The organism is Halomonas sp. LBP4 (genome assembly GCF_003202205.1).
GTDB lineage: Bacteria > Pseudomonadota > Gammaproteobacteria > Pseudomonadales > Halomonadaceae > Halomonas > Halomonas flagellata.
This window is the reverse complement of record NZ_PDOG01000003.1, coordinates 136721-157550: the sequence shown is the minus strand read 5'-3', so window position 1 is coordinate 157550 and position 20830 is coordinate 136721. Positions and strand designations below refer to the sequence as shown.

Here is a 20830-nt window from a genome sequence, read left to right as displayed (position 1 = left end):
GTCGTTCCTCCTCAGCGGGTCAGCTCGACCATGAAGTCGTAGTAGTCGGTGCGGCAGTAGGTGACGGTGAGCTCCGCCGGGGTGCCGTCGCCCAGATAGCCCAGGCGTGTCACCTTGAGCAGCGCCTGGCCCTGGGGCACCTCGGCGAGCTCGGCGAGTTCGGCATCGGCGTTGATCGCGGTGACGTGCTGCAGGGCCCGGGCCACCGGCTTGTCCGCCGCCTCCAGCACCGCATAGAGGGAGGTCTCCACCGCCATCGGGTCGGGCAGGACGGTGGTTGGCAGGCAGCTCTCCTCCACCGCCATGACCACGTCGTCGGCCAGGCGCAGCCGCCTGAGCCGCGCCACCCTGGCATCGGCGCCCAGCCCCAGGCGCATGCCCTCCTCGGCGCTGGGCGACGCGAGGCGGCGGGAGAGCCAGTGGGAGCGCGGGGTGAAGCCACGCTGGGTCAGCATTTCGGTGAAGCTCACCAGCCGGGTCAGGGACTGGTTGAGCCGCGGGGTGATGAAGGTGCCGGAGCCGTGGCTGCGGCGGATCAATCCCAGCTCCGCCAGGCGATCCAGCGCCTTGCGGGCGGTGATCCGCGAGACCGCCAGGGACTCGGCCAGACTGCGCTCCGAGGGCAGCGCCTCGCCGGCCTCCCAGGCACCGGTCTCGATGGCGCGCTCCAGTTGGCTCGCCAGTTGCTGGTAGAGGGGGGTCGCCCCCTGGGGGTCGAGCCGCAACTGCTGAAAACGGGCATCCATGGATCTCTCCTGGCCTTACCAATGTAAGACCACTATAGCTCCACATTGATACCAGTTAAATACCACATGGCTACGACCATGGTCGCAGACCACCGGATCGCTGCCCGGTCGACCGGCCGGCCGCCTGCCATGGCCGGAGGGTGACGACCCGGTGAGGTGCCACGGCTCGGTGCCCGGATATCCTGGCCGCGGCTGCGCAACTGGCTGATTCGCCGTGTGGCCGGCGGCCAGTGTTTGGCGGCGAGGGTGCGAATCCGTATAGTGGCTCCCTTACTCCCGCCACCCGATCGTGATCCATGCTGCAGAACAACTCGATGCTTGCTCAGCTCAAGCAACAGATCCGTGACAACACGCCCCGCGTCGAGGGCGTGATCAAGGCCACCGACCGGGGCTTCGGCTTCCTCGAGACCGACGATGGCGAGTCCTACTTCGTGCCGCCGCCCGCCATGAAGCAGGTGCTGCACGGTGACCGCGTCGAGGCCGTCGTCCACGAGGAGGGCGACAAGAAGTCCGTGGAACCGACCGCCCTGTTGGAGATCGGGTTGCAACGCTTCATCGCCCGGGTCCAGAAGCGCGAGGGGCGCCTCGCCGTGGTGCCCGACCACCCCTCGATCAAGAACGTGCTCAAGGCGCGCATCAAGCGCAGCCTCGACGAGGAGAGCATCGGCGACGGCGACTGGGTGGTGGCTCGCCTGGTGCGCCATCCGCTCAAGCCCGACGACCGCGCCTTCTTCACCCAGATCGACGAGTTGGTGGCCAAGGCCGACGACCCGGCCGTGCCGTGGCGCGTGACCCTGGCCCGCCACGCCCTGGAGCAGGAGTGTCCGGACGCCGGCGACGACTGGCCGCTGCGCGACGAGGGCCTCGAGCGCGAGGACCTGACCGCCGCGCCCTTCTTCACCATCGACGGCGAGAAGACCCGCGACATGGACGATGCCCTGCGCATCGAGTCCGGCGAGAACGGCGGCTGGCGCCTGACGGTGGCCATCGCCGACCCCACCGCCTATGTCGAGGAGGGCCATGCCGCCGACCTCGAGGCGCGCACACGCGCCTTCACCGTCTACCTGCCGGGGCAGAACGTCACCATGCTGCCCGAGCAGCTGGCCGACGACCTCTGCTCGCTGTGGGAGGGCAAGGAGCGCCCGGTACTGGCCTGTACCCTGGAGATCGGCGCCGACGGCAGCCTCGGCGACTACCGCTTCTTCGCCGCCACCGCCTGCTCGAAGGCCAAGCTGGCCTATGACCGGGTCTCGGACTGGCTCGAGGGCCGGGGCGACTGGGTGCCGGCGGACGAGATCGGCGAGCAGCTCAAGGCCCTGGAGGCCATGACCGAGGCGCGCAGCGCCTGGCGCGCCGAGCATGCCCTGGTGTTCAAGGACCGCCCCGACTATGTCTTCGACCTGGACGAGGCCGGCAACGTGCTGGACATCCGGACCGAGGAGCGGCGCATCGCCAACCGCATGATCGAGGAGTCGATGATCGCCGCCAACGCCTGTTGCGCACAGCTGCTGGCCGAACACGTGGGCCACGGCATCTTCAACGTGCACCGCGCCTTCGAGCCCGAGAAGGCCGAGGCGGCCCACGAGTTCCTCGCCGCCCAGCAGATCCAGGTGGAGCCCGAGGCGCTCACCGAGCTGCCCCGCTACCGGGAGCTCAAGCGCGAGCTCGAGGGGCGCGAGGATGCCTGGCTCGACGCCCGCCTGCGCCGCTTCCAGGGCTTCACCAGCATGTCGGCCCTCCCCGGCCCCCACTTCGGCCTGGGCCTGGCCGCCTACGCCACCTGGACCTCGCCGATCCGCAAGTACGGCGACATGGTCAACCACCGACTGATCAAGCGGGTGCTCAAGGGCGAGCAGGCGCCGGCCGAGGCCAGCCAGCAGCTCACCGAGCAGCTCACCGAGCGCCGCCGGCTCAACCGCATGGCCGAGCGCGACGTCAAGGACTGGCTCTACGTGCGCTACCTGACCCCGGCCGCCGAGGCCCAGGAGACCTTCGACGCCGAGATCATCGCCATCAACCGTGGCGGCATGCGCGTGCGCCTGACCGCCAACGGCGCCACCGCCTTCATCCCGGCCCCGCTGATGCACAGCGACCGCGACAAGGTGGTGATCGACGACAAGGAAGGCCGCATCCAGATCGAGGGCGAGGAGCGCTTCAAGCTCGGCGACCACCTCCGCGTGGCGCTGACCGAGGCCCGCGAGGAGACCCGCTCGCTGGTGGGCCGCCCCGTGGTCTGAGGCGTCTCGACCGTGCGGAGGAAACGCGCCCCGGCCACTCGAGTGGCCGGGGCGTTTTCGTTGGCCGCGATCCGTCGCGGCCACCTCGCCATGGCGCCCCCTTTATGTCACTCTGGTGCGAAAGCATCAGCCCGCGGCTAGTCCCGCGGTATGACAATGATAACCACGACCCTGCATCGGGATTCCTGGGGAACCTTCGCCATGGCTGCACGCTGGGGGCTGAGAGGCAAGTCGGCCGCGACCTTGCTATTGGCCTGCTTACTGTCACTGATCCCCGCCGCCATCATCGGCTGGCAGGCGATCGACGACATTCGCCGTCATTTCGCCAACGCCTACGCCGAAAACTACACCCTGCTGCACATGCAGAAGATCCTGGCGCCGGTATCGCGGGAACTCGCCCTGTCACGACGCCTCGCCGACTCCGTCGTGACGCGCCAGTGGCTCGAGGACGAATCGGACCCCGACAAGCGGGCCCGCTTCTTCGAAGAGGCCGATGGCTTTCGCCACGCCTTCGCCGACCGCTCCTACTTCGTCATCACCGATGCCGGCGGCGATTACTATTTCAGCGACGACGACCAGCCCGACCAGCGCCAGCCCCGCTATCGGCTCGACGCCGAGGACCCGGACGATGCCTGGTACTTCGGCACCATCGCCAGCGACGAACCCTACAACCTCAACGTCAATATCGACCGCAAGCTCGGCGTCACCAAGGTCTGGTTCAACGTGGTGGTGCGCAACGGCCAGGGCCCGCTGGGACTGGCCGGCACCGGGCTCGACCTCAGCGACTTTCTCGATGCCTTCGTCCGCGATGAAGCCCCGGGGCTGACCCCGATGATCGTCGACCGCCAGGGTGCCCTGCAGGCTCATCCCTCCCTGGAGCGCATCGCCTTCAGCTCCGGGGCCGGCGACGGCGATATCGACGAAGGGCAGACCGTTCACTCCCTGCTCGGCGACGCCGAGCAGCAGCAGCGCCTGACCGACGCCATGCAGGCATCGCGACAGTCGCCCGAGCGTGTCGAGACCCTCTGGGCGACCCTCGAGGGGCGTGAGCGCCTGCTCTCGGTCGGCTATATTCCCGAGATCGACTGGCACCTGATCACCGCCCTCGACCTCGGCGTCGCCCCGATCCTCGAACGGCGCTGGCTGTGGTCGCTGTTCATCGCCTTGACCCTGGTCCTGGGCATCCTCCTGATGGCCTTCGCCTACGCCATCGACAGGCTGATCCTCACCCCGCTGAATCGCCTCAAGCTCTCGGCCCAGGCCATCGCCGACGGGCACTACGACTCGCGGCTTCCGACGTCCCGCAACGACGAGATCGGCGAACTGTCCCAGGCCTTTTCCCGCATGGCGGACCAGGTCGAGCGCCATACCCAGGAGCTCGAGGGCAAGGTGCGCGAACGCACCCGGGCCCTGGAGCAGGCGAATGCCGAGATGGCGGCGGCGCACCAGCAGATCGGCGACTCGCTGCAATACGCCAGCATCATCCAGCGGGCCATCCTCCCCGACCGCCAGCTCGATCTCCACCTCGAGCATGCCCACGGCGTGCTGTGGAAGCCCCGCGATACGGTCGGCGGCGATTTCTACGTCTTCCGGGCCACCGACCGCGGCTACCTGATGGGGGTCGTCGACTGTGCCGGCCATGGCGTGCCGGGCTCGCTGATGACCATGCTGGCCCGCGCCATCATCGACCACGCCATCCTGCAGGTCGGCCCCGAGGACCCCGCCGCCATCCTGGTCGAAACCGACCGCCAGAACCGTGACACGCTACGCCCCGACCAGTTGCCCGCCTCGATCGCCACCAACATGGACATCGGCCTGGTCTGGGTGGACCTCCAGGCGCGACGGTTGACCTTCTCCGGCGCCAAGATCGGCCTCTATGCCACGGATGGCGCCACCCTGGAACGACTGCCGGGCCACAGGCAGGCCCTGGGGCACTGGCGCCCCGTCACCTATCAGAACCAGAGCGCACCGCTGCACCTGGGCTGGACCTACTCGCTGTGTACCGACGGCTTCCTCGACCAGTCGGGAGGCGATGACGGCTTCGGGTTCGGCACCCGCCGCTTCGAGGCGATGCTCAAGGCCCAGGCCCGGCGCCCCATCGACGAGCAGATGGTGGCCTTCGAGACCGAGCTGCGCGCCTACCAGGGCAGCCTGCCGCAGCGCGATGACATCACCCTGCTGGGGTTTCGTTTCACCCGGGACACCGACGTCCGACAGCGGAACCGGGAGCACGACACCCACCGGGAACCACCCACCGATTCCCCCGCCGGGACGGGTCAACCGCAATAGGAGGTGTCATGGACCTGTTAGGCATGCGTGAAAGCTACCTGCAACAGCGCATCATGCTGTGTTTCAACGGCCCCATATCGCGCAGCCTGATCGAGGAGATCGGCAATGCCCTGCGCAATTACCTGCACTCCCAGGACGCGGCCCCCTCTGCCGCCATGGACGTCTTCGCCGCCTATATCGAGATGACCCAGAACATCCGCCACTATGCCCTCCGGCAGGGCTACGACGAGGAAGGCGCCTCGGCCACGGTGGCGGTCGCCAGAAACGAGCAGGGACACTATGTCGTCTCGGCCGGCAACCTCGTCGAACGGGAGGATGGCGAGCGTGTGGTCGCGACCATCGAGACGCTGCGCGGTCTCGACAAGCAGGCATTGAAGCAGGCCTACAAGCAGCAGCTCCGCCAGCCGCGCGACGCGGAGCCACACTCCGGCGCCGGCCTGGGACTGCTCGATATCGCGCGCAAGTCGAGCGAGCCCATGGAGGCGTCACTCGAGCCATTGCCCGACGGACGCGGATTCCTTAGCCTTACAGCCATCATCTGATCGTGCCGAGTAAGCCCATGACCACCGACCTGAACATTCCCGGCAGCCAGTCCACGCCGACCATTCTCGGCGACTGGCAGTCAGGCCGTCTCGCCATGCAGGGCGACTCCTACCCCGAGAACTCCTACGAACTCTTCGATCAGGTGATCGGCTGGGTCGAGCGTTTCCTCGATCGCGAGTCGCGGCCGCTCCAGTTGGAACTGGAGCTCGTCTATCTCAACACCAGCTCGGTCAAGGCCATGATGGATATCTTCGACCACCTGGAGGAGGCGCACCTCGCAGGCCGCGAGATCGGCGTGACCTGGCGCTACGACCCGCGGAACGAACGCATCGCCGAGCTGGCCGAGGAGTTCCGCGAGGACTGCACCTTTCCGTTCGCGATCACCCCGGCACGGAGCGAGGCATGACCCGGGAGGACGCGGCGCTGCTGTCCTGGGTGGAGTCGCTGCTCGCCGACCCGGCCCATGCCCGGCACCCACTGCACCAGGCGCTCAAAGCGCTTTACCATCACCACCTCGAGGAGAAGGCACGCCTCGAGCGCCTGATCACCATCTCCGACGGTTACCAGCGCTACGCCCGGGAGGATCAACTGTCCACTCGGCAACGCTATGACAAGATCAGCAAACGCGAGGAAAAACTGTCGCGCATCTCGGATGGCTACCAGCAGCTCATGCGCGAGCATAATCTCGCCCTGGAGCGCGACTCGACCCACGACCCTCTCACGGGGCTGCCAAACCGTCGCATGATCGGCATAAGGCTCGAGGAGGAGTCGAGACGCGCCAGCCGCCATGGCCAGAGTTACACCCTGGCCATGGTCGATATCGATCACTTCAAGCGCATCAACGACCGTCATGGTCATGAAACCGGCGATCGGGTCCTGGTGGCCATCGCTCACGTCATTCGGCTGGAGTTGCGCAACTACGATCTCTGCGCCCGCTGGGGGGGCGAGGAGTTCCTGCTGTTACTGACCAACACCCGCATCGAGCAAGGCCGTGCCATCGTCGACCGCCTGTGCCAACGCCTATCCAGATTTCCCATTGTGGTCGGCGACATGACCCTGTCGGTCACCGTCAGTGCGGGGCTCAGCGAACATTGCGTCGGCGAGGATCCCCTCAGCGCAACCCTCCGACGTGCCGATCAAGCGTTGCTGCAGGCCAAGCGGAGCGGCCGCAACCGCAGCTGCATCGCCCCCGTCCCGGGATGACGAGGGCCCGCCGACCTCACTCCCCCTGCAGGGTGCGCGCCAGCATGTCGGTGAGCGGCTTGGCGAGGTAGCTGGCGAAGGTGCGCTCCCCGGTCCGGATCATGACCTCGGCCGGCATGCCGGCGAGCAGCCGACGCCCCTCGGGCCCCGCCGGCCCCTCCGCCTCGTCGACCCGGATGCGCGCCTGGTAGTAGCTCGCTCCGCTCGACTCGTCCTCGAAGCTGTCGGCCGAGACGTGCACCACCTCGCCCTCGACGGTATCGGTGCGTTGCTGGTCGAAGGCCGTGAACCGGATCTCCGCGGGCTGGCCCGGATAGACATTGTTGATGTCGCGATCCGCGATGCGGGCCTCGACCACGAAGCCCTCGCCGCTGGGGACGATCTCCATGACCAGGTCTCCCGGGCCGATCACCGCGCCGCGGGTCCGGGTCTGCAGCCCGACCACGGTGCCCGCGACCGGCGCCTTCACCAGGGTGCGCCGGACCTCGTCGTCCAGGGCCGTGATGCGCTCCTCGGCATCGGCGATGCCGGCCTGGGCCTGGCGCAGCTGCTCGCCGATCTCCTGGTGGAACTCCTGGACCCGCGTCTGCTTCTGCACGGCGTTTTCACTGACCTGCGCCTGGATCTCCGCGATCCTGGCCCGCTGCCCGGCGATCTCGCCGCGGGTCTCCAGCATCACCCGTTCCAGCTCGCGTACCCGCCGGTTGTCGCCCAGGCCGCGCTCGAGCAGCGAGCGGTGGTCCTCGACCTCCTCGTTCAACGACGCGACTCGTTGACGGTTGATCTCCACCACGGCTTCCAGCCCTTCGCGCTGCTCGTGCAGCCGCCGCGTCTGCTGATCGAGGGCATCGAGCGCTCCCTGCAGGGCCTGGCGGCGGGCAACGAACAACCCCCGCTGCACGGCGAGAAAATCGGCAACCCGTCGGGAGTCGCTGTCGCGCAGCTCGTCGGGAAATGCCAGCCGCTCCCGGTCGGACAGCTCGGCCAGCAGCCGGACCTCGTTGGCGCGCTCGAGCAGGTACTGTGACCGGGCGATCTTCAGCCGGGAGAGCGCCTGGGTATCGTCGAGCACCAGCAGGACATCGCCGGCGTCGACGCGGTCGCCGTCCTCGACGCGGATATCGCTGACGATGCCGCCCTCGTAGTGCTGGATCGTCTTCTTGGAGGAGACCACCGACACCTTGCCGGGGGCCACCACCGCTACCGCCAGGCTGGCCGCCAGCGCCCAGCCACCGAAGCCGCCGAAACAGAGCAGCACCAGGGCGATCCCGAGCCGACGGTACCCCCGGTCCTCCACCGGCGGGCGCGTCGCGCTCCCCCCAGCGGCGTGTCGCGGCTGATCGACCATCAGGCCCGTACCTCCGGGTGTTGCCGCGCCGGCGCGGCGGCCCGCTCTCCTGCTGGCCGTGGCCCCTCGCCGGCGGCCCGGTCAGGCGCCGCGCCGGTTCCCGGCCGCGCCAGCCGGGCCAGCACGCGGTCCCGTGGTCCGAACAGACTGATGCGCCCCTCCTTGAGCACCAGCAGCTTGTCGACCTGCCGGAGCACGCCGGTTCGGTGGCTGATGACCAGCAGGGTCACATCCTCCTCCCTCAGGCGGGCCAGCGTCTCGCCCAGGGCTCGCTCGCCGCTGTCGTCCAGGTTCGAGTTGGGCTCGTCGAGCACCACGACCACCGGGTTGCCGTAGAGGGCCCGCGCCAGGCCGATGCGCTGTCGCTGCCCGCCGGAGAGCGCCTGGCCGCGGGCGGTGAGATGGGTGTCGTAGCCTTCGGGCAGCCGCAGGATCATGTCATGGACGCCGGCCCGTCCGGCCGCCTCGACCACCCGGTCCGCGTCGACGTCGCCGAAGCGGGCGATGTTGTCACTGATGGTGCCGTCGAACAGCTCGATATCCTGGGGCAGATAGCCCAGGAAGGGGCCCAGTTCGTCACGGTTCCAGCGCGCGATGTCCGCGCCGTCGAGCCGCACCGTTCCCACCTGGGCCGGCCAGACCCCCAGTACGATCCGGGCCAGGGTCGACTTGCCCGACGCACTGGGCCCGATGATGCCCACCTGCTCGCCTCGTTCGATTCGGACGCTGACGCCGCGCAGCACCGGCAGCGAGGCGCCCGGCGGCCCGGCCGACACCCCCTCGATGTCGAGGGTGCCGCGTGGCGCCGGCAACGACATCCGCCGCGGCTCGGCCGGGGCCGCGGCGAACAACAGATCGAGGCGCCGGTAGGCGTCACGCGCCCCGACGAAGCCCTTCCAACTGCCGATCATCTGGTCGACCGGGGCCAGGGCACGCCCCAGGAGCAGGGAGCCGGCGATCATCATGCCCGGCGTCATGCGGCCCTCCAGCACCAGCAACGCGCCCAACCCCAGAATCAGCGACTGGCTGAGCAGCCGCAGGGTCCTGGCCAGGTTGGAGAGCACCCCGGCGCGGTCGCTCGCCCGTGACTGCTTGAGCAGGTAACCCCGGTGTCTGGCCGACCAGCGCAGCATGATCCCGGGCAGCATGCCCATGGCGTGCAGCACCTCGGCATTGCGCAGGTTGCTGTCGGCCTGTTGGCGCGCCTCGAGCTGCTCGCTTTCGGCCTCGGCCATCAGCCGGCGGGTGGCCTTCTCGTTGGCGACGGCGAGGGCCAGCAGTACGGCACCGGCGACGCAGGCAAAGACCCCGAGCCAGACATGGAACAGGAACATCACGACCAGGTAGACCGGCACCCAGGCGGCATCGAAGAAGGCGAAGAGTCCGCCCCCCGAGAGGAACTGACGCAGGGTGGCGAGATCGTCGAGCGGCCGGGCCGACTGCTGCATCGCGGTTCGAATGCCGTGCCGGAAAATGGCGCGATAGAGAGAGTGGCCGAGGCATGCGTCGAGGCGATTGCCGATGCGGACCATGATGCGGGAGCGCACCATCTCCAGCCCGCCCAGCACCGCGAACAGGAACAACACGACCAGCGTCAGCATGAGCAGGGTATCCCCGCTTCGCGTGGGAATGACCCGGTCGTAGACCTGGAGCATGTAGAGGGCCGGGCTCAGCATCAGCAGGTTGATGAACAGGCTGAACCCGGCCACCGAGGCCAGCGAGGAGCGACACGCCTTCAGCGCGTTCGGCAAAGCGGAGGGGGCGTCGTTCGAGGCCATGGCACACCATCGGATCCGGGACGGAAAGGACGCGATCACGACGGGCCCGACCTCGTCATGCCCGCCGCGCGAGGCGCCAGAGTACCAGCCAGGATGATACTTAATGATTACTTTTATAATACTTTTGTAATCCCCATGTTGGCCACTTTCCCCGAGCCATCAGGGTGCCCCTCTCGCCTCATTACAAAAGAACAGGATAATCAAAGTCGTGTGAATAAACGGAGCCATCATCCGGCATGCCCGGCCGGTAACATGGCCAATGGTCACCGCCGATAACGACCCGATCTTCCGCTGTACGGCACGTCATTCGGCCATTAGCATCTCCCTCGCGCCTGACCGACACCCGGACATCGCCTCGCCTTCGATGACGATGTCCCGCTGTCGTGACCGTCGATTTTCCGGAGAGACCGCATGAGCGAGCAGAACGATGTTATCCGTGTTGGCACCGACACCACCGCCAGTGAACTCGAGGAGTTGATCAACGGCGCCCCTGCCGGTGCCACCCTCGAACTCGAGGCCGGGCACTATCTGCTGGATGATGCCATCACCATCACGCGATCCGATGTCACCCTGACCGGCGCGGGCTCCGGCCAGACCACCCTCACCTTCAGCGACACGGCACTCGCGAGCAACGACGACTACGGCATCCGGGTGGATGGCAGCGAGAGGGAGACCGTCGGCCGGCTATCGCTGGACCACCCCGAGGGCACCCAGCGCCTGACCCTCGACGGCGATCACGACCTGGCGCCTGGCGACAGCATCCGGGTCTGGCAGGACAACGACGACGCCCTCTTCGACGAGATCGGCGACACCTCCTGGCGCAAGGTGCAGTACGCCGAGCTGCGCACCAGCATGGCCCGGGTGGAGGCCGTGGACGGCAACGACATCACCCTCGACCGCGGCCTGCACTTCGATTTCGAGGGCGGCCAGACACGGGTCGAGCGCCTCGACACGGCCGATGGCGTCACCCTGACGGGCTTCAGCATCGACTTCGAGTTGGGCACGCCCGACAACGCCGTCTTCGAGAATACCCTGGGGGAGCTGACGGGATACCAGGCCGTCGTCCTCGATGGTACGGTCGATGCCCGGCTGGCCGACATCCAGGTCCTCGACGGCCCCTCCAAGGCCTTCCATTTCGCCAGGTCGCTGGATATCGACGCCACCGACCTGCAGGCGCACGGCGCCTTCAACAAGGGCAGTGGCGGCAATGGCTATGCCTATGAGTTGCGGGAGAGCTACGACGGTACCTTCGGTGGGCTCGAGGACAGTGGCATGCGCCATGGCCTGCTGTTCGACTCCTGGCGGTCGTCGGTGGGCAACGATATCGAGGTAGCCTTCACCGACCGCGATATCAACTTCCACGGCGGCCTGGACCATGACAACAGCGTGCGGGTCGAGCAGTCCATCCGCGACCCCGATGCCGACCTGATGTCGCCCACCCTGTGGGTCAATGCCGGCGGCGAAAGCTTTGGCGCCATCACCGATGCCGATGCCAATGAGGTGGTCTTCGACTATGTCATCGGGTCGCGTCGCGACGACAGCCTCCAGGGCTCGGACGACGGCGTCTTCCTCGGCGGCGGCCTGGGCCACGACACCCTGGTCGGTGGCGACGGCAACGATATCCTGCGGGGTGGGCCCGGCGATGACTGGCATGACGGCGAGGACCGGCTCGAGGGCGGCAAGGGGACGGATAGCGCGCTCTATACGCAGGACTACAACCATTACGACATCGCCTTCGCCGACGACCACGTCGTCATCGAGGGCAAGGGCAGCATCGATACCCTGGTCGACATGCAGTATGCAGTCTTCGGCGATGGCACCACCCTGCATCTGGCCTCGGGCAACGCCTTCCAGGGGGAGCCGGCCGGCACCCCCTCCCCCAAGGAGATCCTCGACGGCGATGGCATGCTGCCGGGACTGATCGACGACGACACGGACCTCGTCGTCACCGGCAATACCACCAGCACCTGGTCGACGGGCCATGTCGCCGAGATCTTCATCGAGAACGCCTCGGACAGGGAGATCATCGACCCCGAGGTTCGCTTCGACCTGGCCGCCGATATCGACACCCTGTGGAACGGGGAGCTCAGCCGGGACGATGGTGGCTACCGCGTCACCGACGACGCCCCGCAGGTGCTGGAGCCCGGCGAGGCCTGGCGCTTCGCTTTCAAGGCCTACGGTGACGACTCATCGCTGCCCGACCGGCTGGAGGCCGAGGCGAGCGGTAGCCAACTGCAGGTACAGCTGCTGGGCCTGGGCGACGCCGCAGTCGATGACATGGTCGGCTGAGGCGCCGGCCGCCCGGCCAGCGCCTCCGGCAGACGAAGGAAAGGGGCACCCGAGGGTGCCCCTTTCCTTCTGCCTGGCTGTCGAAAGCGCGGCTTACCAGCCGGTGACTTCCTTCAGCGCATCGCCGATCTCGGCCAGGGAACGCACGGTCTTCACACCGGCGTCCTCCAGGGCGGCGAACTTCTCGTCCGCGGTACCCTTGCCGCCGGAGATGATCGCCCCGGCGTGGCCCATGCGCTTGCCCGGAGGGGCGGTGACACCGGCGATGTAGGAGACCACCGGCTTGGAGACATTGGCCTTGATGTAGGCCGCAGCCTCTTCCTCGGCGGTGCCACCGATCTCGCCGATCATCACGATCGCCTCGGTCGCCGGGTCCTTCTCGAACATCTCGAGGATGTCGATGAAGTTGGAGCCCGGGATGGGGTCGCCACCGATGCCCACGCAGGTGGACTGGCCGAAGCCATGGTCGGTGGTCTGCTTGACGGCTTCATAGGTCAGGGTGCCGGAGCGCGACACGATACCGACCTTGCCCGGCTTGTGGATGTGGCCCGGCATGATGCCGATCTTGCACTCGCCCGGGGTGATCACGCCAGGGCAGTTCGGGCCGATCAGGCGCACGCCCAGCTCGTCGCACTTCACCTTGGCGTCGAGCATGTCCAGGGTCGGGATGCCCTCGGTGATGCAGACGATCAGCTTGATGCCGGCGTTGGCGGCCTCGAGGATTGAGTCCTTGCAGAACGGGGCCGGCACGTAGATCACGCTGGCCTCGGCGCCGGTCTCCTTCACGGCTTCCTTGACGGTGTTGAACACCGGCAGGTCCAGGTGCATCTGGCCACCCTTGCCCGGGGTCACGCCGCCGACCATCTGGGTGCCGTAGGCGATCGCCTGCTCGGAGTGGAAGGTCCCCTGGCCACCGGTGAAGCCCTGGCAGATGACCTTGGTGTTCTTGTCGATCAGGATACTCATTACTTGCCCTCCGCTGCCTTGACGACCTGCTGAGCCGCATCGGTCAGGCTGGTAGCAGCGATGATGTTCAGACCACTGGAGGCCAGCTTCTCGGCACCCAGCTCGGCGTTGTTACCTTCCAGACGCACCACGACCGGCACGTTGACGCCGACCTGCTCGACGGCACCGATGATGCCCTCGGCGATCATGTCGCAGCGCACGATGCCGCCGAAGATGTTGACCAGCACGGCCTTGACGTTGTCGTCGGAGAGGATGAGCTTGAACGCCTCGGCCACGCGCTCCTTGGTCGCACCGCCGCCGACGTCGAGGAAGTTGGCCGGCTTGCCGCCGTTGAGGTTGACGATGTCCATGGTGCCCATGGCCAGGCCGGCGCCATTGACCATGCAGCCGATGTTGCCGTCGAGCGCCACGTAGTTCAGCTCCCAGGCGGCCGCTTCGGCCTCGCGCTCGTCTTCCTGGGACGGGTCGCGCATCGCCTGCAGGTCCGGGTGACGATAGAGGGCATTGCTGTCCAGGTTGATCTTGGCGTCGAGGCAGTGGAGGTTGCCTTCGTCGGTGATCACCAGCGGGTTGATCTCGAGCAGCGCCAGATCCTTGTCGTGGAACAGCTTGGAGAGGCCCAGGAAGATCTTGGTGAACTGCTTCACCTGGTCGCCCTTCAGGCCCAGGGCGAAGGCCAGTTCACGCGCCTGGTAGGGCTGGGCGCCGACCAGCGGGTCGATCTCGGCCTTGAGGATCTTCTCGGGGGTCTCCTCGGCGACCTTCTCGATCTCGACACCGCCTTCGGTGGAGGCCATGAAGACCACGCGGCGGGTGGTGCGATCGACCACGGCGCCCAGGTAGAGCTCGCTGGCGATGTCGGTGCAGTTCTCGACCAGGATCTTGGCGACCGGCTGGCCGTTCTCGTCGGTCTGGTAGGTCACCAGGTTCTTGCCCAGCCACTGCTCGGCGAAGGCCTTGGCCTCGGCCGGGTCCTTGATCAGCTTGACGCCGCCGGCCTTGCCGCGGCCACCGGCGTGGACCTGGGCCTTGACGACCCACATGTCGCCACCGATCTTCTTGCAGGCTTCGGCGGCTTCTTCGGGGGTGTCGACGGCGAAGCCCTTGGACACCGGCAGACCATAGTCGGCAAACAGCTGTTTGCCCTGATACTCGTGAAGGTTCATCGATTCATGCCATTGGTTGCATGTGACTCGAACGGTAACCTCGCCAGCGCTCGTGGGGCGCGACGCTCAGGCTACCACCGACCTCTCCGGTACATGGCCGGAAGGGACGCGCCGCCCGAAGGCGGCGCTTCTTGTCTTACTTGCGCTTCTTGCGATTGGCCATATGGATGGCATGGCCTTCCACGGCCAGCGCCGCCTCGTGCACCGCCTCCGACATGGTCGGGTGCGCATAGCAGGTCAGCGCCAGGTCCTCGGCGCTGGAGCCGAATTCCAGGGCGATCACGCCCTGGGCGATCATCTCGCCGGCGTGCTGGCCGACGATGTGCATGCCCAGCACGCGGTCGGTCTCGGCGTCGGCGATGATCTTGGCCTGGCCCTCGGTGGCGTTGTTGGCCATGGCACGGCCACTGGCGGCGAACGGGAAGGATCCGGTCTTGACCTCGATGCCGGCCGCCTTGGCTTCCTGCTCGGTCAAGCCGACCCAGGCCACCTCGGGGAAGGTGTAGATGACGCTGGGGATGGCGTCGTAGTTCATCTCGGCCTTGTGACCGGCGATGATGTCCGCCACCATGATGCCCTCTTCGGAAGCCTTGTGGGCCAGCATCTGACCGCGCACACAGTCACCGATGGCGTAGACGTTCGGCACGCTGGTGCGGCACTGGTCGTCGACGAAGATGAAGCCGCGCTCGTCGAGCTTGATGCCCACGCCTTCTCCCACCACCCCCTGGGTGTAGGGACGACGGCCGACGCAGACGATCAGCTTGTCGAAGGTCGCTTCATGCTCACCCTTGGCGTCGGTGTACTTGACGAGGACCTCCTTGCCCTTGACCTCGGAGCCGGTGACCCGGGTGCCCAGGCGAATGTCCAGCCCCTGCTTCTTGAGCAGCTTCTGGGTCTCCTTGGCGATGGCGGTATCGACCATCGGCAGGAAGGTGTCCATGGCCTCGAGCATGGTCACCTCGGCGCCCAGGCGGTTCCAGACGCTGCCCAGCTCCAGGCCGATGATGCCGGCGCCGATCACGCCCAGCCGCTCGGGCACCTCGTCGAACTCCAGCGCGCCGGTGGAGTCGACGACCATGCCCTCGACCAGCGGGGTCGGCGGGATCTCCACCGGCACCGAACCGGCGGCGATGACGATGTTGTCCGCCTCATAGGTGGTGGCCTTGCCATCCAGGCCGGTGACCTCGACCTGCTTCGAGGAGGTCACCTTGCCGGTGCCGTCGATGGCAGTGACGCCGTTCGCCTTGAACAGACCGGAGATGCCGCCGGTCAGGTTCTTCACGATCTTTTCCTTGCGGGCCATCATCTTCTTGACGTCCATGCTGACGTCACCGGCCTGGATCCCGATGTCATCGAAGTCGTGCTTGGCCTCGACGAACTTGTGGGAGGCCTCGAGCAGCGCCTTGGACGGGATACAGCCCACGTTCAGGCAGGTGCCGCCGTGGACGACCTTGCCTTCCTTGTTGAGCCACTTCTCGACACAGGCGGTCTTCAGCCCCAGCTGGGCGGCGCGGATGGCGGCCACGTAGCCCCCGGGGCCCGCACCGATGACGATCACATCAAATTTATCGGCCATGTGGTTCTTCCTGTTGATCGGTTCGCGTTTGAGTCCGTTGAGTCGGGCGATGCCTAGATGTCCAGCAGCAGGCGTGCCGGATCCTCGAGCAGTTCCTTGAGGGTCACCAGGAACCGCACCGCGTCCTTGCCGTCGATCATGCGGTGGTCGTAGGACAGCGCCAGGTACATCATCGGGCGGACCTCGACCTTGCCATTCACCGCCATGGGACGCTCCTGGATCTTGTGCATGCCCAGGATGGCGGTCTGCGGCGGGTTGAGGATCGGCGTAGAGAGCAGCGAGCCGAAGATACCGCCGTTGGTGATGGTGAAGGTGCCGCCCTGCATCTCGTCGATGCCGAGCTTGCCGTCACGGGCACGCTTGCCGAAGTCGACGATGCCCTTCTCGACATCGGCGATCTTCATGCTGTCGGTGTCACGCAGCACCGGCACCACCAGGCCACGGTCGGTGGACACGGCCACGCCGATGTCCTGGTAGCCGTGGTAGACGATGTCGGTGCCATCGATGGAGGCGTTGACGTCGGGGAAGCGCTTGAGTGCCTCGCTGGCCGCCTTGACGAAGAAGCCCATGAAGCCGAGCTTGGTGTCGTGGGCCTTGAGGAAGGAGTCCTTGTACTGTGCCCGCAGGTCCATCACCGCGCCCATGTCCACCTCGTTGTAGGTGGTGAGCATGGCGGCGGTCTGCTGGGCCTGGACCAGACGCTTGGCGATGGTCTGGCGCAGGCGGCTCATCGGCACGCGCTTCTCGGGGCGCTCGCCCTCGACGGCCGGGGCGGCGGCAGCGGCCTGCTTGGGCGCTGCGGCCGGCTTGGCGGCCTTCTTCGCGGTGCCGGCCTTGACCGCCTTCTGCACGTCCTCCTTGAGGATGCGGCCGCCCTTGCCGGTGCCCTCGATCCGGCACACGTCGAGGTCGTGCTCGGCCACCAGCTTGCGAGCGGCCGGGGCGAGGATCTTGTCGCCGACCTTCTCGTCGCCGTCGCCGTCGTCGGCGGAAGCGGCAGGCGCCTCTTCGGCCGCGGTGGCAGCGCCGCCGGCACCCTCGGCAAACAACGCCAGCACCGCCTCGGATTCGACCTGGCTGCCCGCTTCCGCCTTGATCTCGGCGAGCGCGCCATCGGCCGGCGCCACCACCTCGAGCACCACCTTGTCGGTCTCGATGTCGGCCAGCACCTCGTCGCGCTTGACCGCCTCGCCGATGCGCTTGTGCCAGGTGGACACGGTGCCCTCCTGGATCGACTCGGGGAAGGTCGGTGCCTTCACCTCGTGACTCTTGCCGCCGCCGGCGGGCTTGACGTCGCTCTTCTGCTCGGCCTTGGCATTGAGCTTCTGCTCGACCTTTTTCTCGCCGCCCTTGGCCGCGCCTTCGCCGATGCGCCCCAGCACCTGCTCGGACTCCACCGTCTCGCCTTCCTCGGCCAGCACCTCGGAGAGGGTGCCGGCTTCCGGGGCCAGCACCTCGAGCACCACCTTGTCGGTCTCGATCTCGACGATCAACTCGTCGCGCTCGACGCTGTCGCCGGGCTTCTTGTGCCAAGCGGCCACGCTGCCTTCGGCAACGGATTCCGGAAAGGTGGGTGCCTTGATCTCGGTAGCCATGTCGTATCCCTTGTATGTTCTCTCTCGTCCCGGTGGTCGCTTCAGGCGTTGAAGGCGTCTTCCACCAGCTGGCGCTGCTGTTCGGTATGCACGGACATGTAGCCCGCCGCGGGTGCCGCCGATGCCGGTCGTCCGGCGAACTTCAGTTCCCGCCCCAGGCCGTTACGGTGCATGTCGATGACCGCACGCATGTGGTGCTGGCTCGAGTACCAGGCCCCCTGATTGAGCGGCTCCTCCTGGCACCACACCACATCGGTGACATTGGTGTAGGCCTTGATCGCTTCGAAGAGCTCCTCCTTGGGGAAGGGATAGAGCTGCTCGAGACGCAGGATGGCGACGTCGTCGCGGGCGTTCTCTTCACGCCAGTTGGCGAGGTCGTAGTAGACCTTGCCAGCGCAGAGGATGATGCGCTCGACCTTGCCGGCCTCGAGCTTGCCCTGGTCGGGCAGCACCATCTGGAAGCCGACATCGGCCAGCTCCTCGAGGCTCGAGGTCGCCTCCTTGTGGCGCAGCAGGCTCTTGGGCGACATCACCACCAGCGGCTTGCGCAGCGGGCGGATCACCTGGCGACGCAGCAGGTGGAAGATCTGGGCCGGGGTGGTGGGCACGCAGACCTGCATGTTGTGCTCGGCACACAGCTGCAGGAAGCGCTCGAGACGCGCCGAGGAGTGCTCGGGGCCCTGGCCCTCGTAGCCGTGGGGCAGCAGCATGGTCAGGCCGCACAGCCGACCCCACTTGGTCTCGCCGGAGGAGATGAACTGGTCGACCACCACCTGGGCACCGTTGAAGAAGTCACCGAACTGCGCCTCCCAGACGATCAGCGCATTGGGCATGGTGGTGGCATAGCCGTACTCGAAGGCCAGCACGGCCTCTTCCGAGAGGAAAGAGTCGTAGATGGTGAAGCGCGGCTGGCCGTCGGCCATGTGTTGCAGCGGCACATAGGCGCTGCCGTCCTTCTGGTTGTGGATCACCGCGTGGCGGTGGGAGAAGGTCCCGCGGCCCACGTCCTGGCCGGTGATGCGCACCGGGTGCCCCTGGTCGAGCAGGGTGGCATAGGCCAGGGTCTCGGCGAAACCCCAGTTGACCGCCAGGCCACCGGCCTGCATCTTGCGGCGATCCTCGTAGATCTTGGCCACCTGGCGCTGCACGGCGATGCCGTCGGGAATCTCGCACATCCTGGCCGCCAGTTGCTGCAGGCGCTTCATGTCGACGGTGGTGTCGGCGTCGCCGGTCCACTCGTGGCCCAGGTAGGGCTTCCAGTCGACGAACAGCGAGGTGTTGGGCTCCTGCACCAGGGCGTTGGCTACGTGATTGCCGGCCACCAGGCCATCGCGGTAGGTCTCGACCATCGCCTTGGCCGCCTCCTCGCTGACCACTCCCTGCTCGACCAGATGCTTGGCGTAGAGGGTCCGGGACGAGGGGTGCTGCTTGATCTTGCTGTACATCATCGGCTGGGTACCGGAGGGCTCGTCGGCCTCGTTGTGGCCGCGCCGACGGTAGCAGACCAGGTCGATGACCACGTCACGCTTGAACTGCTGGCGGTAGTCCAGCGCCACCTGGGTGGCGTGCAGCACCGCATCGGCGTCGTCGCCGTTGACGTGGAAGATCGGCGCCTGGACCATCTTGGCGATGTCGGTGCAGTACTCGGTGGAGCGGGCGTCCAGCGGGTTGGAGGTGGTGAAACCGACCTGGTTGTTGATGACGATGTGCACCGTGCCGCCGGTCTTGTAGGCACGGGTCTGGGACATCTGGAAGGTCTCCATGACCACGCCCTGGCCGGCGAAGGCGGCATCGCCGTGGACGTTGATCGGCAGCACCTTGTCGCCGACCGGGTCGTCACGGCGGTCCTGGCGGGCGCGTACCGAGCCCTCGACCACGGGAGCGACGATCTCCAGGTGAGAGGGATTGAACGACAGCGCCAGGTGCACTTCGCCACCCGGGGTCATGACGTTGGAGCTGAAGCCCTGGTGGTACTTGACGTCGCCCGAGCCGCGCTCGATGACCTTCTTGCCGTCGAACTCGTCGATCAGCTCGGAGGGGTTCTTGCCGAGGATGTTGACCAGCAGGTTGAGGCGCCCGCGGTGGGCCATGCCGATGACCACTTCCTTGGTGCCGTAGCCGCCGGCACGCTGGATCAGCTCGTCCATCATCGGGATGAAGGCCTCGCCGCCCTCCAGGCCGAAGCGCTTGGTGCCCGGGTACTTGGAGGCCAGGTAGCTCTCCAGGCCCTCGGCGGCGGTCAGCCGCTCGAGCACGTGCTTGCGCACCTCGTCACTGAACCTGGGCGCCGAGCGCACCGACTCGAAGCGCTGCTGCAGCCAGCGCTTCTCCTCGGTATCGACGATGTGCATGATCTCGCAGCCGATCGAGCGGCAGTAGGTCTGCTCCAGCGCCTCGACGATATCCTTGAGCGGTGCCTTGTCCAGGCCCATGAAGAAGGAGCCGGTCTGGAACTCGGTATCCAGGTCGGCCTTCGAGAGCTGGTGGAAGGAGAGGTCGAGGTCGGGGACGGGGGTGGGGCTGCGCAGGTCGAGCGGGTCGATTTTGGCCTTCTGGTGCCCACGGAAGCGGTAGGCGTTGATCAGCTGGAGGACCTTGACCTGCTTCTTGTTCTCCCCCCTGTCGGCGGCGGTGCCTGCCTGGGCGGTGCGCCGCGCTCGGCCGAGCTGGTAGAACTGGTCGCGGATCGGGGCAAGCGGAACGTCGTGTGAAGCGCTGCCTTCAGGACGCGGCAACTGGTCGAAATAATTGCGCCATTCGTCGGGGACAGCCTGGGGATCTTCGAGGTACTGCTCGTAGAGCGCTTCCACATAGTGGGCATTACCGCCACTGACGTGGGAGGAGCGCCACATCAACTCCATTATGCCTTGTTGCATCTCTCGGTCACCCTGCACTGATGGGGTGTAGTCGGCGTCGCCAGGAAACGGGCATGGCGACATCGGTGGTGCCCTGCCGGTGGGGCGTCTTCGTCTCCGGCGGTTCCGGCCGGAAGCCGGAAACCCTGAATTTCGATGGTCAAGAGCCGGTGCCCAGGGCACCGGCTCTTGACACTACTGTGCCCGCTCCCGGCTGCGACGATGGGTCGCAGCCGAAA

General features: G+C 66.9%; 14 protein-coding genes. 6 read left to right on the top strand and 8 right to left on the bottom strand.

The window, feature by feature from the left end; all coding sequences use genetic code 11:
* Positions 1-11 precede the first annotated feature (11 nt).
* Complete coding sequence (locus CR157_RS11105) at positions 12-746, bottom strand: GntR family transcriptional regulator (RefSeq protein WP_110283608.1); 735 nt, start codon at positions 744-746, stop codon at positions 12-14.
* A gap of 296 nt (positions 747-1042) precedes the next feature.
* Between CR157_RS11105 and CR157_RS11100 the strand changes: the two genes are divergently transcribed.
* From CR157_RS11100 to siaD, 5 genes are all read left to right on the top strand, one after another.
* Complete coding sequence (locus CR157_RS11100; protein WP_110283607.1) at positions 1043-2983, top strand: exoribonuclease II; 1941 nt, start codon at positions 1043-1045, stop codon at positions 2981-2983.
* A 201-nt stretch (positions 2984-3184) separates the two neighbouring features.
* Entirely contained in the window at positions 3185-5272 is a 2088-nt protein-coding gene (gene siaA, locus CR157_RS11095) for a biofilm regulation protein phosphatase SiaA (RefSeq protein WP_110283606.1), read from the top strand.
* Positions 5273-5280: 8 nt separating this feature from the next.
* Positions 5281-5814, top strand: a complete 534-nt coding sequence (gene siaB / locus CR157_RS11090; protein ID WP_110283605.1) for a biofilm regulation protein kinase SiaB — start codon at positions 5281-5283, stop codon at positions 5812-5814.
* A 17-nt stretch (positions 5815-5831) separates the two neighbouring features.
* On the top strand, positions 5832-6221 hold the full coding sequence (gene siaC / locus CR157_RS11085; protein WP_110283604.1) for a biofilm regulation phosphoprotein SiaC: 390 nt from the start codon (positions 5832-5834) through the stop codon (positions 6219-6221).
* Positions 6218-7018: a biofilm regulation diguanylate cyclase SiaD gene (siaD, locus tag CR157_RS11080; RefSeq protein WP_110283603.1), complete on the top strand. Its 801-nt coding sequence runs from the start codon at positions 6218-6220 to the stop codon at positions 7016-7018. The genes siaC and siaD overlap by 4 nt, the downstream gene beginning before the upstream one ends.
* Before the next feature lie 16 nt (positions 7019-7034).
* Here the strand turns inward: siaD and CR157_RS11075 are convergent, their stop codons facing one another.
* Positions 7035-8366, bottom strand: a complete 1332-nt coding sequence (locus tag CR157_RS11075) for an HlyD family type I secretion periplasmic adaptor subunit (protein ID WP_110283602.1) — start codon at positions 8364-8366, stop codon at positions 7035-7037.
* Positions 8366-10144 carry a type I secretion system permease/ATPase gene (locus CR157_RS11070; protein ID WP_110283601.1) on the bottom strand — a complete coding sequence of 593 codons (1779 nt, stop codon included), beginning with the start codon at positions 10142-10144 and terminating at the stop codon, positions 8366-8368. Before CR157_RS11070 ends, CR157_RS11075 begins: the two co-directional genes overlap by 1 nt.
* A 411-nt stretch (positions 10145-10555) precedes the next feature.
* On the opposite strand from CR157_RS11070, the gene CR157_RS11065 reads away from it, so the two are divergent.
* Positions 10556-12433, top strand: a complete 1878-nt coding sequence (locus CR157_RS11065) for an alginate biosynthesis protein (protein WP_110283600.1) — start codon at positions 10556-10558, stop codon at positions 12431-12433.
* Between the two features lie 93 nt (positions 12434-12526).
* On the opposite strand, the gene sucD is transcribed toward CR157_RS11065, so the two are convergent.
* The 5 genes from sucD to CR157_RS11040 form a co-directional block, all read right to left on the bottom strand.
* Positions 12527-13399, bottom strand: coding sequence for a succinate--CoA ligase subunit alpha (sucD, locus tag CR157_RS11060; protein WP_110283599.1), 873 nt, complete (start codon positions 13397-13399; stop codon positions 12527-12529).
* Positions 13399-14565: an ADP-forming succinate--CoA ligase subunit beta gene (sucC, locus tag CR157_RS11055; RefSeq protein WP_110283598.1), complete on the bottom strand. Its 1167-nt coding sequence runs from the start codon at positions 14563-14565 to the stop codon at positions 13399-13401. The genes sucD and sucC overlap by 1 nt, the downstream gene beginning before the upstream one ends.
* A gap of 136 nt (positions 14566-14701) precedes the next feature.
* Positions 14702-16141, bottom strand: a complete 1440-nt coding sequence (gene lpdA, locus CR157_RS11050; protein WP_110283597.1) for a dihydrolipoyl dehydrogenase — start codon at positions 16139-16141, stop codon at positions 14702-14704.
* A 53-nt stretch (positions 16142-16194) separates the two neighbouring features.
* Entirely contained in the window at positions 16195-17736 is a 1542-nt protein-coding gene (gene odhB, locus CR157_RS11045; protein ID WP_110283596.1) for a 2-oxoglutarate dehydrogenase complex dihydrolipoyllysine-residue succinyltransferase, read from the bottom strand.
* 41 nt (positions 17737-17777) lie between these two features.
* Positions 17778-20612, bottom strand: a complete 2835-nt coding sequence (locus CR157_RS11040) for a 2-oxoglutarate dehydrogenase E1 component (protein ID WP_110283595.1) — start codon at positions 20610-20612, stop codon at positions 17778-17780.
* Positions 20613-20830 lie beyond the last annotated feature (218 nt).

Coding starts and splice junctions, on each gene's coding strand:
- lpdA (WP_110283597.1), bottom strand. CDS start 16,141: ATGGCCGATAAATTTGATGTGATCGTCATCGGTGCGGGCCCCGGGGGC.
- CR157_RS11065 (WP_110283600.1), top strand. CDS start 10,556: ATGAGCGAGCAGAACGATGTTATCCGTGTTGGCACCGACACCACCGCC.
- CR157_RS11070 (WP_110283601.1), bottom strand. CDS start 10,144: ATGGCCTCGAACGACGCCCCCTCCGCTTTGCCGAACGCGCTGAAGGCG.
- siaB (WP_110283605.1), top strand. CDS start 5,281: ATGGACCTGTTAGGCATGCGTGAAAGCTACCTGCAACAGCGCATCATG.
- sucD (WP_110283599.1), bottom strand. CDS start 13,399: ATGAGTATCCTGATCGACAAGAACACCAAGGTCATCTGCCAGGGCTTC.
- CR157_RS11075 (WP_110283602.1), bottom strand. CDS start 8,366: ATGGTCGATCAGCCGCGACACGCCGCTGGGGGGAGCGCGACGCGCCCG.
- siaA (WP_110283606.1), top strand. CDS start 3,185: ATGGCTGCACGCTGGGGGCTGAGAGGCAAGTCGGCCGCGACCTTGCTA.
- siaC (WP_110283604.1), top strand. CDS start 5,832: ATGACCACCGACCTGAACATTCCCGGCAGCCAGTCCACGCCGACCATT.
- CR157_RS11105 (WP_110283608.1), bottom strand. CDS start 746: ATGGATGCCCGTTTTCAGCAGTTGCGGCTCGACCCCCAGGGGGCGACC.
- odhB (WP_110283596.1), bottom strand. CDS start 17,736: ATGGCTACCGAGATCAAGGCACCCACCTTTCCGGAATCCGTTGCCGAA.
- CR157_RS11040 (WP_110283595.1), bottom strand. CDS start 20,612: ATGCAACAAGGCATAATGGAGTTGATGTGGCGCTCCTCCCACGTCAGT.
- CR157_RS11100 (WP_110283607.1), top strand. CDS start 1,043: ATGCTGCAGAACAACTCGATGCTTGCTCAGCTCAAGCAACAGATCCGT.
- siaD (WP_110283603.1), top strand. CDS start 6,218: ATGACCCGGGAGGACGCGGCGCTGCTGTCCTGGGTGGAGTCGCTGCTC.
- sucC (WP_110283598.1), bottom strand. CDS start 14,565: ATGAACCTTCACGAGTATCAGGGCAAACAGCTGTTTGCCGACTATGGT.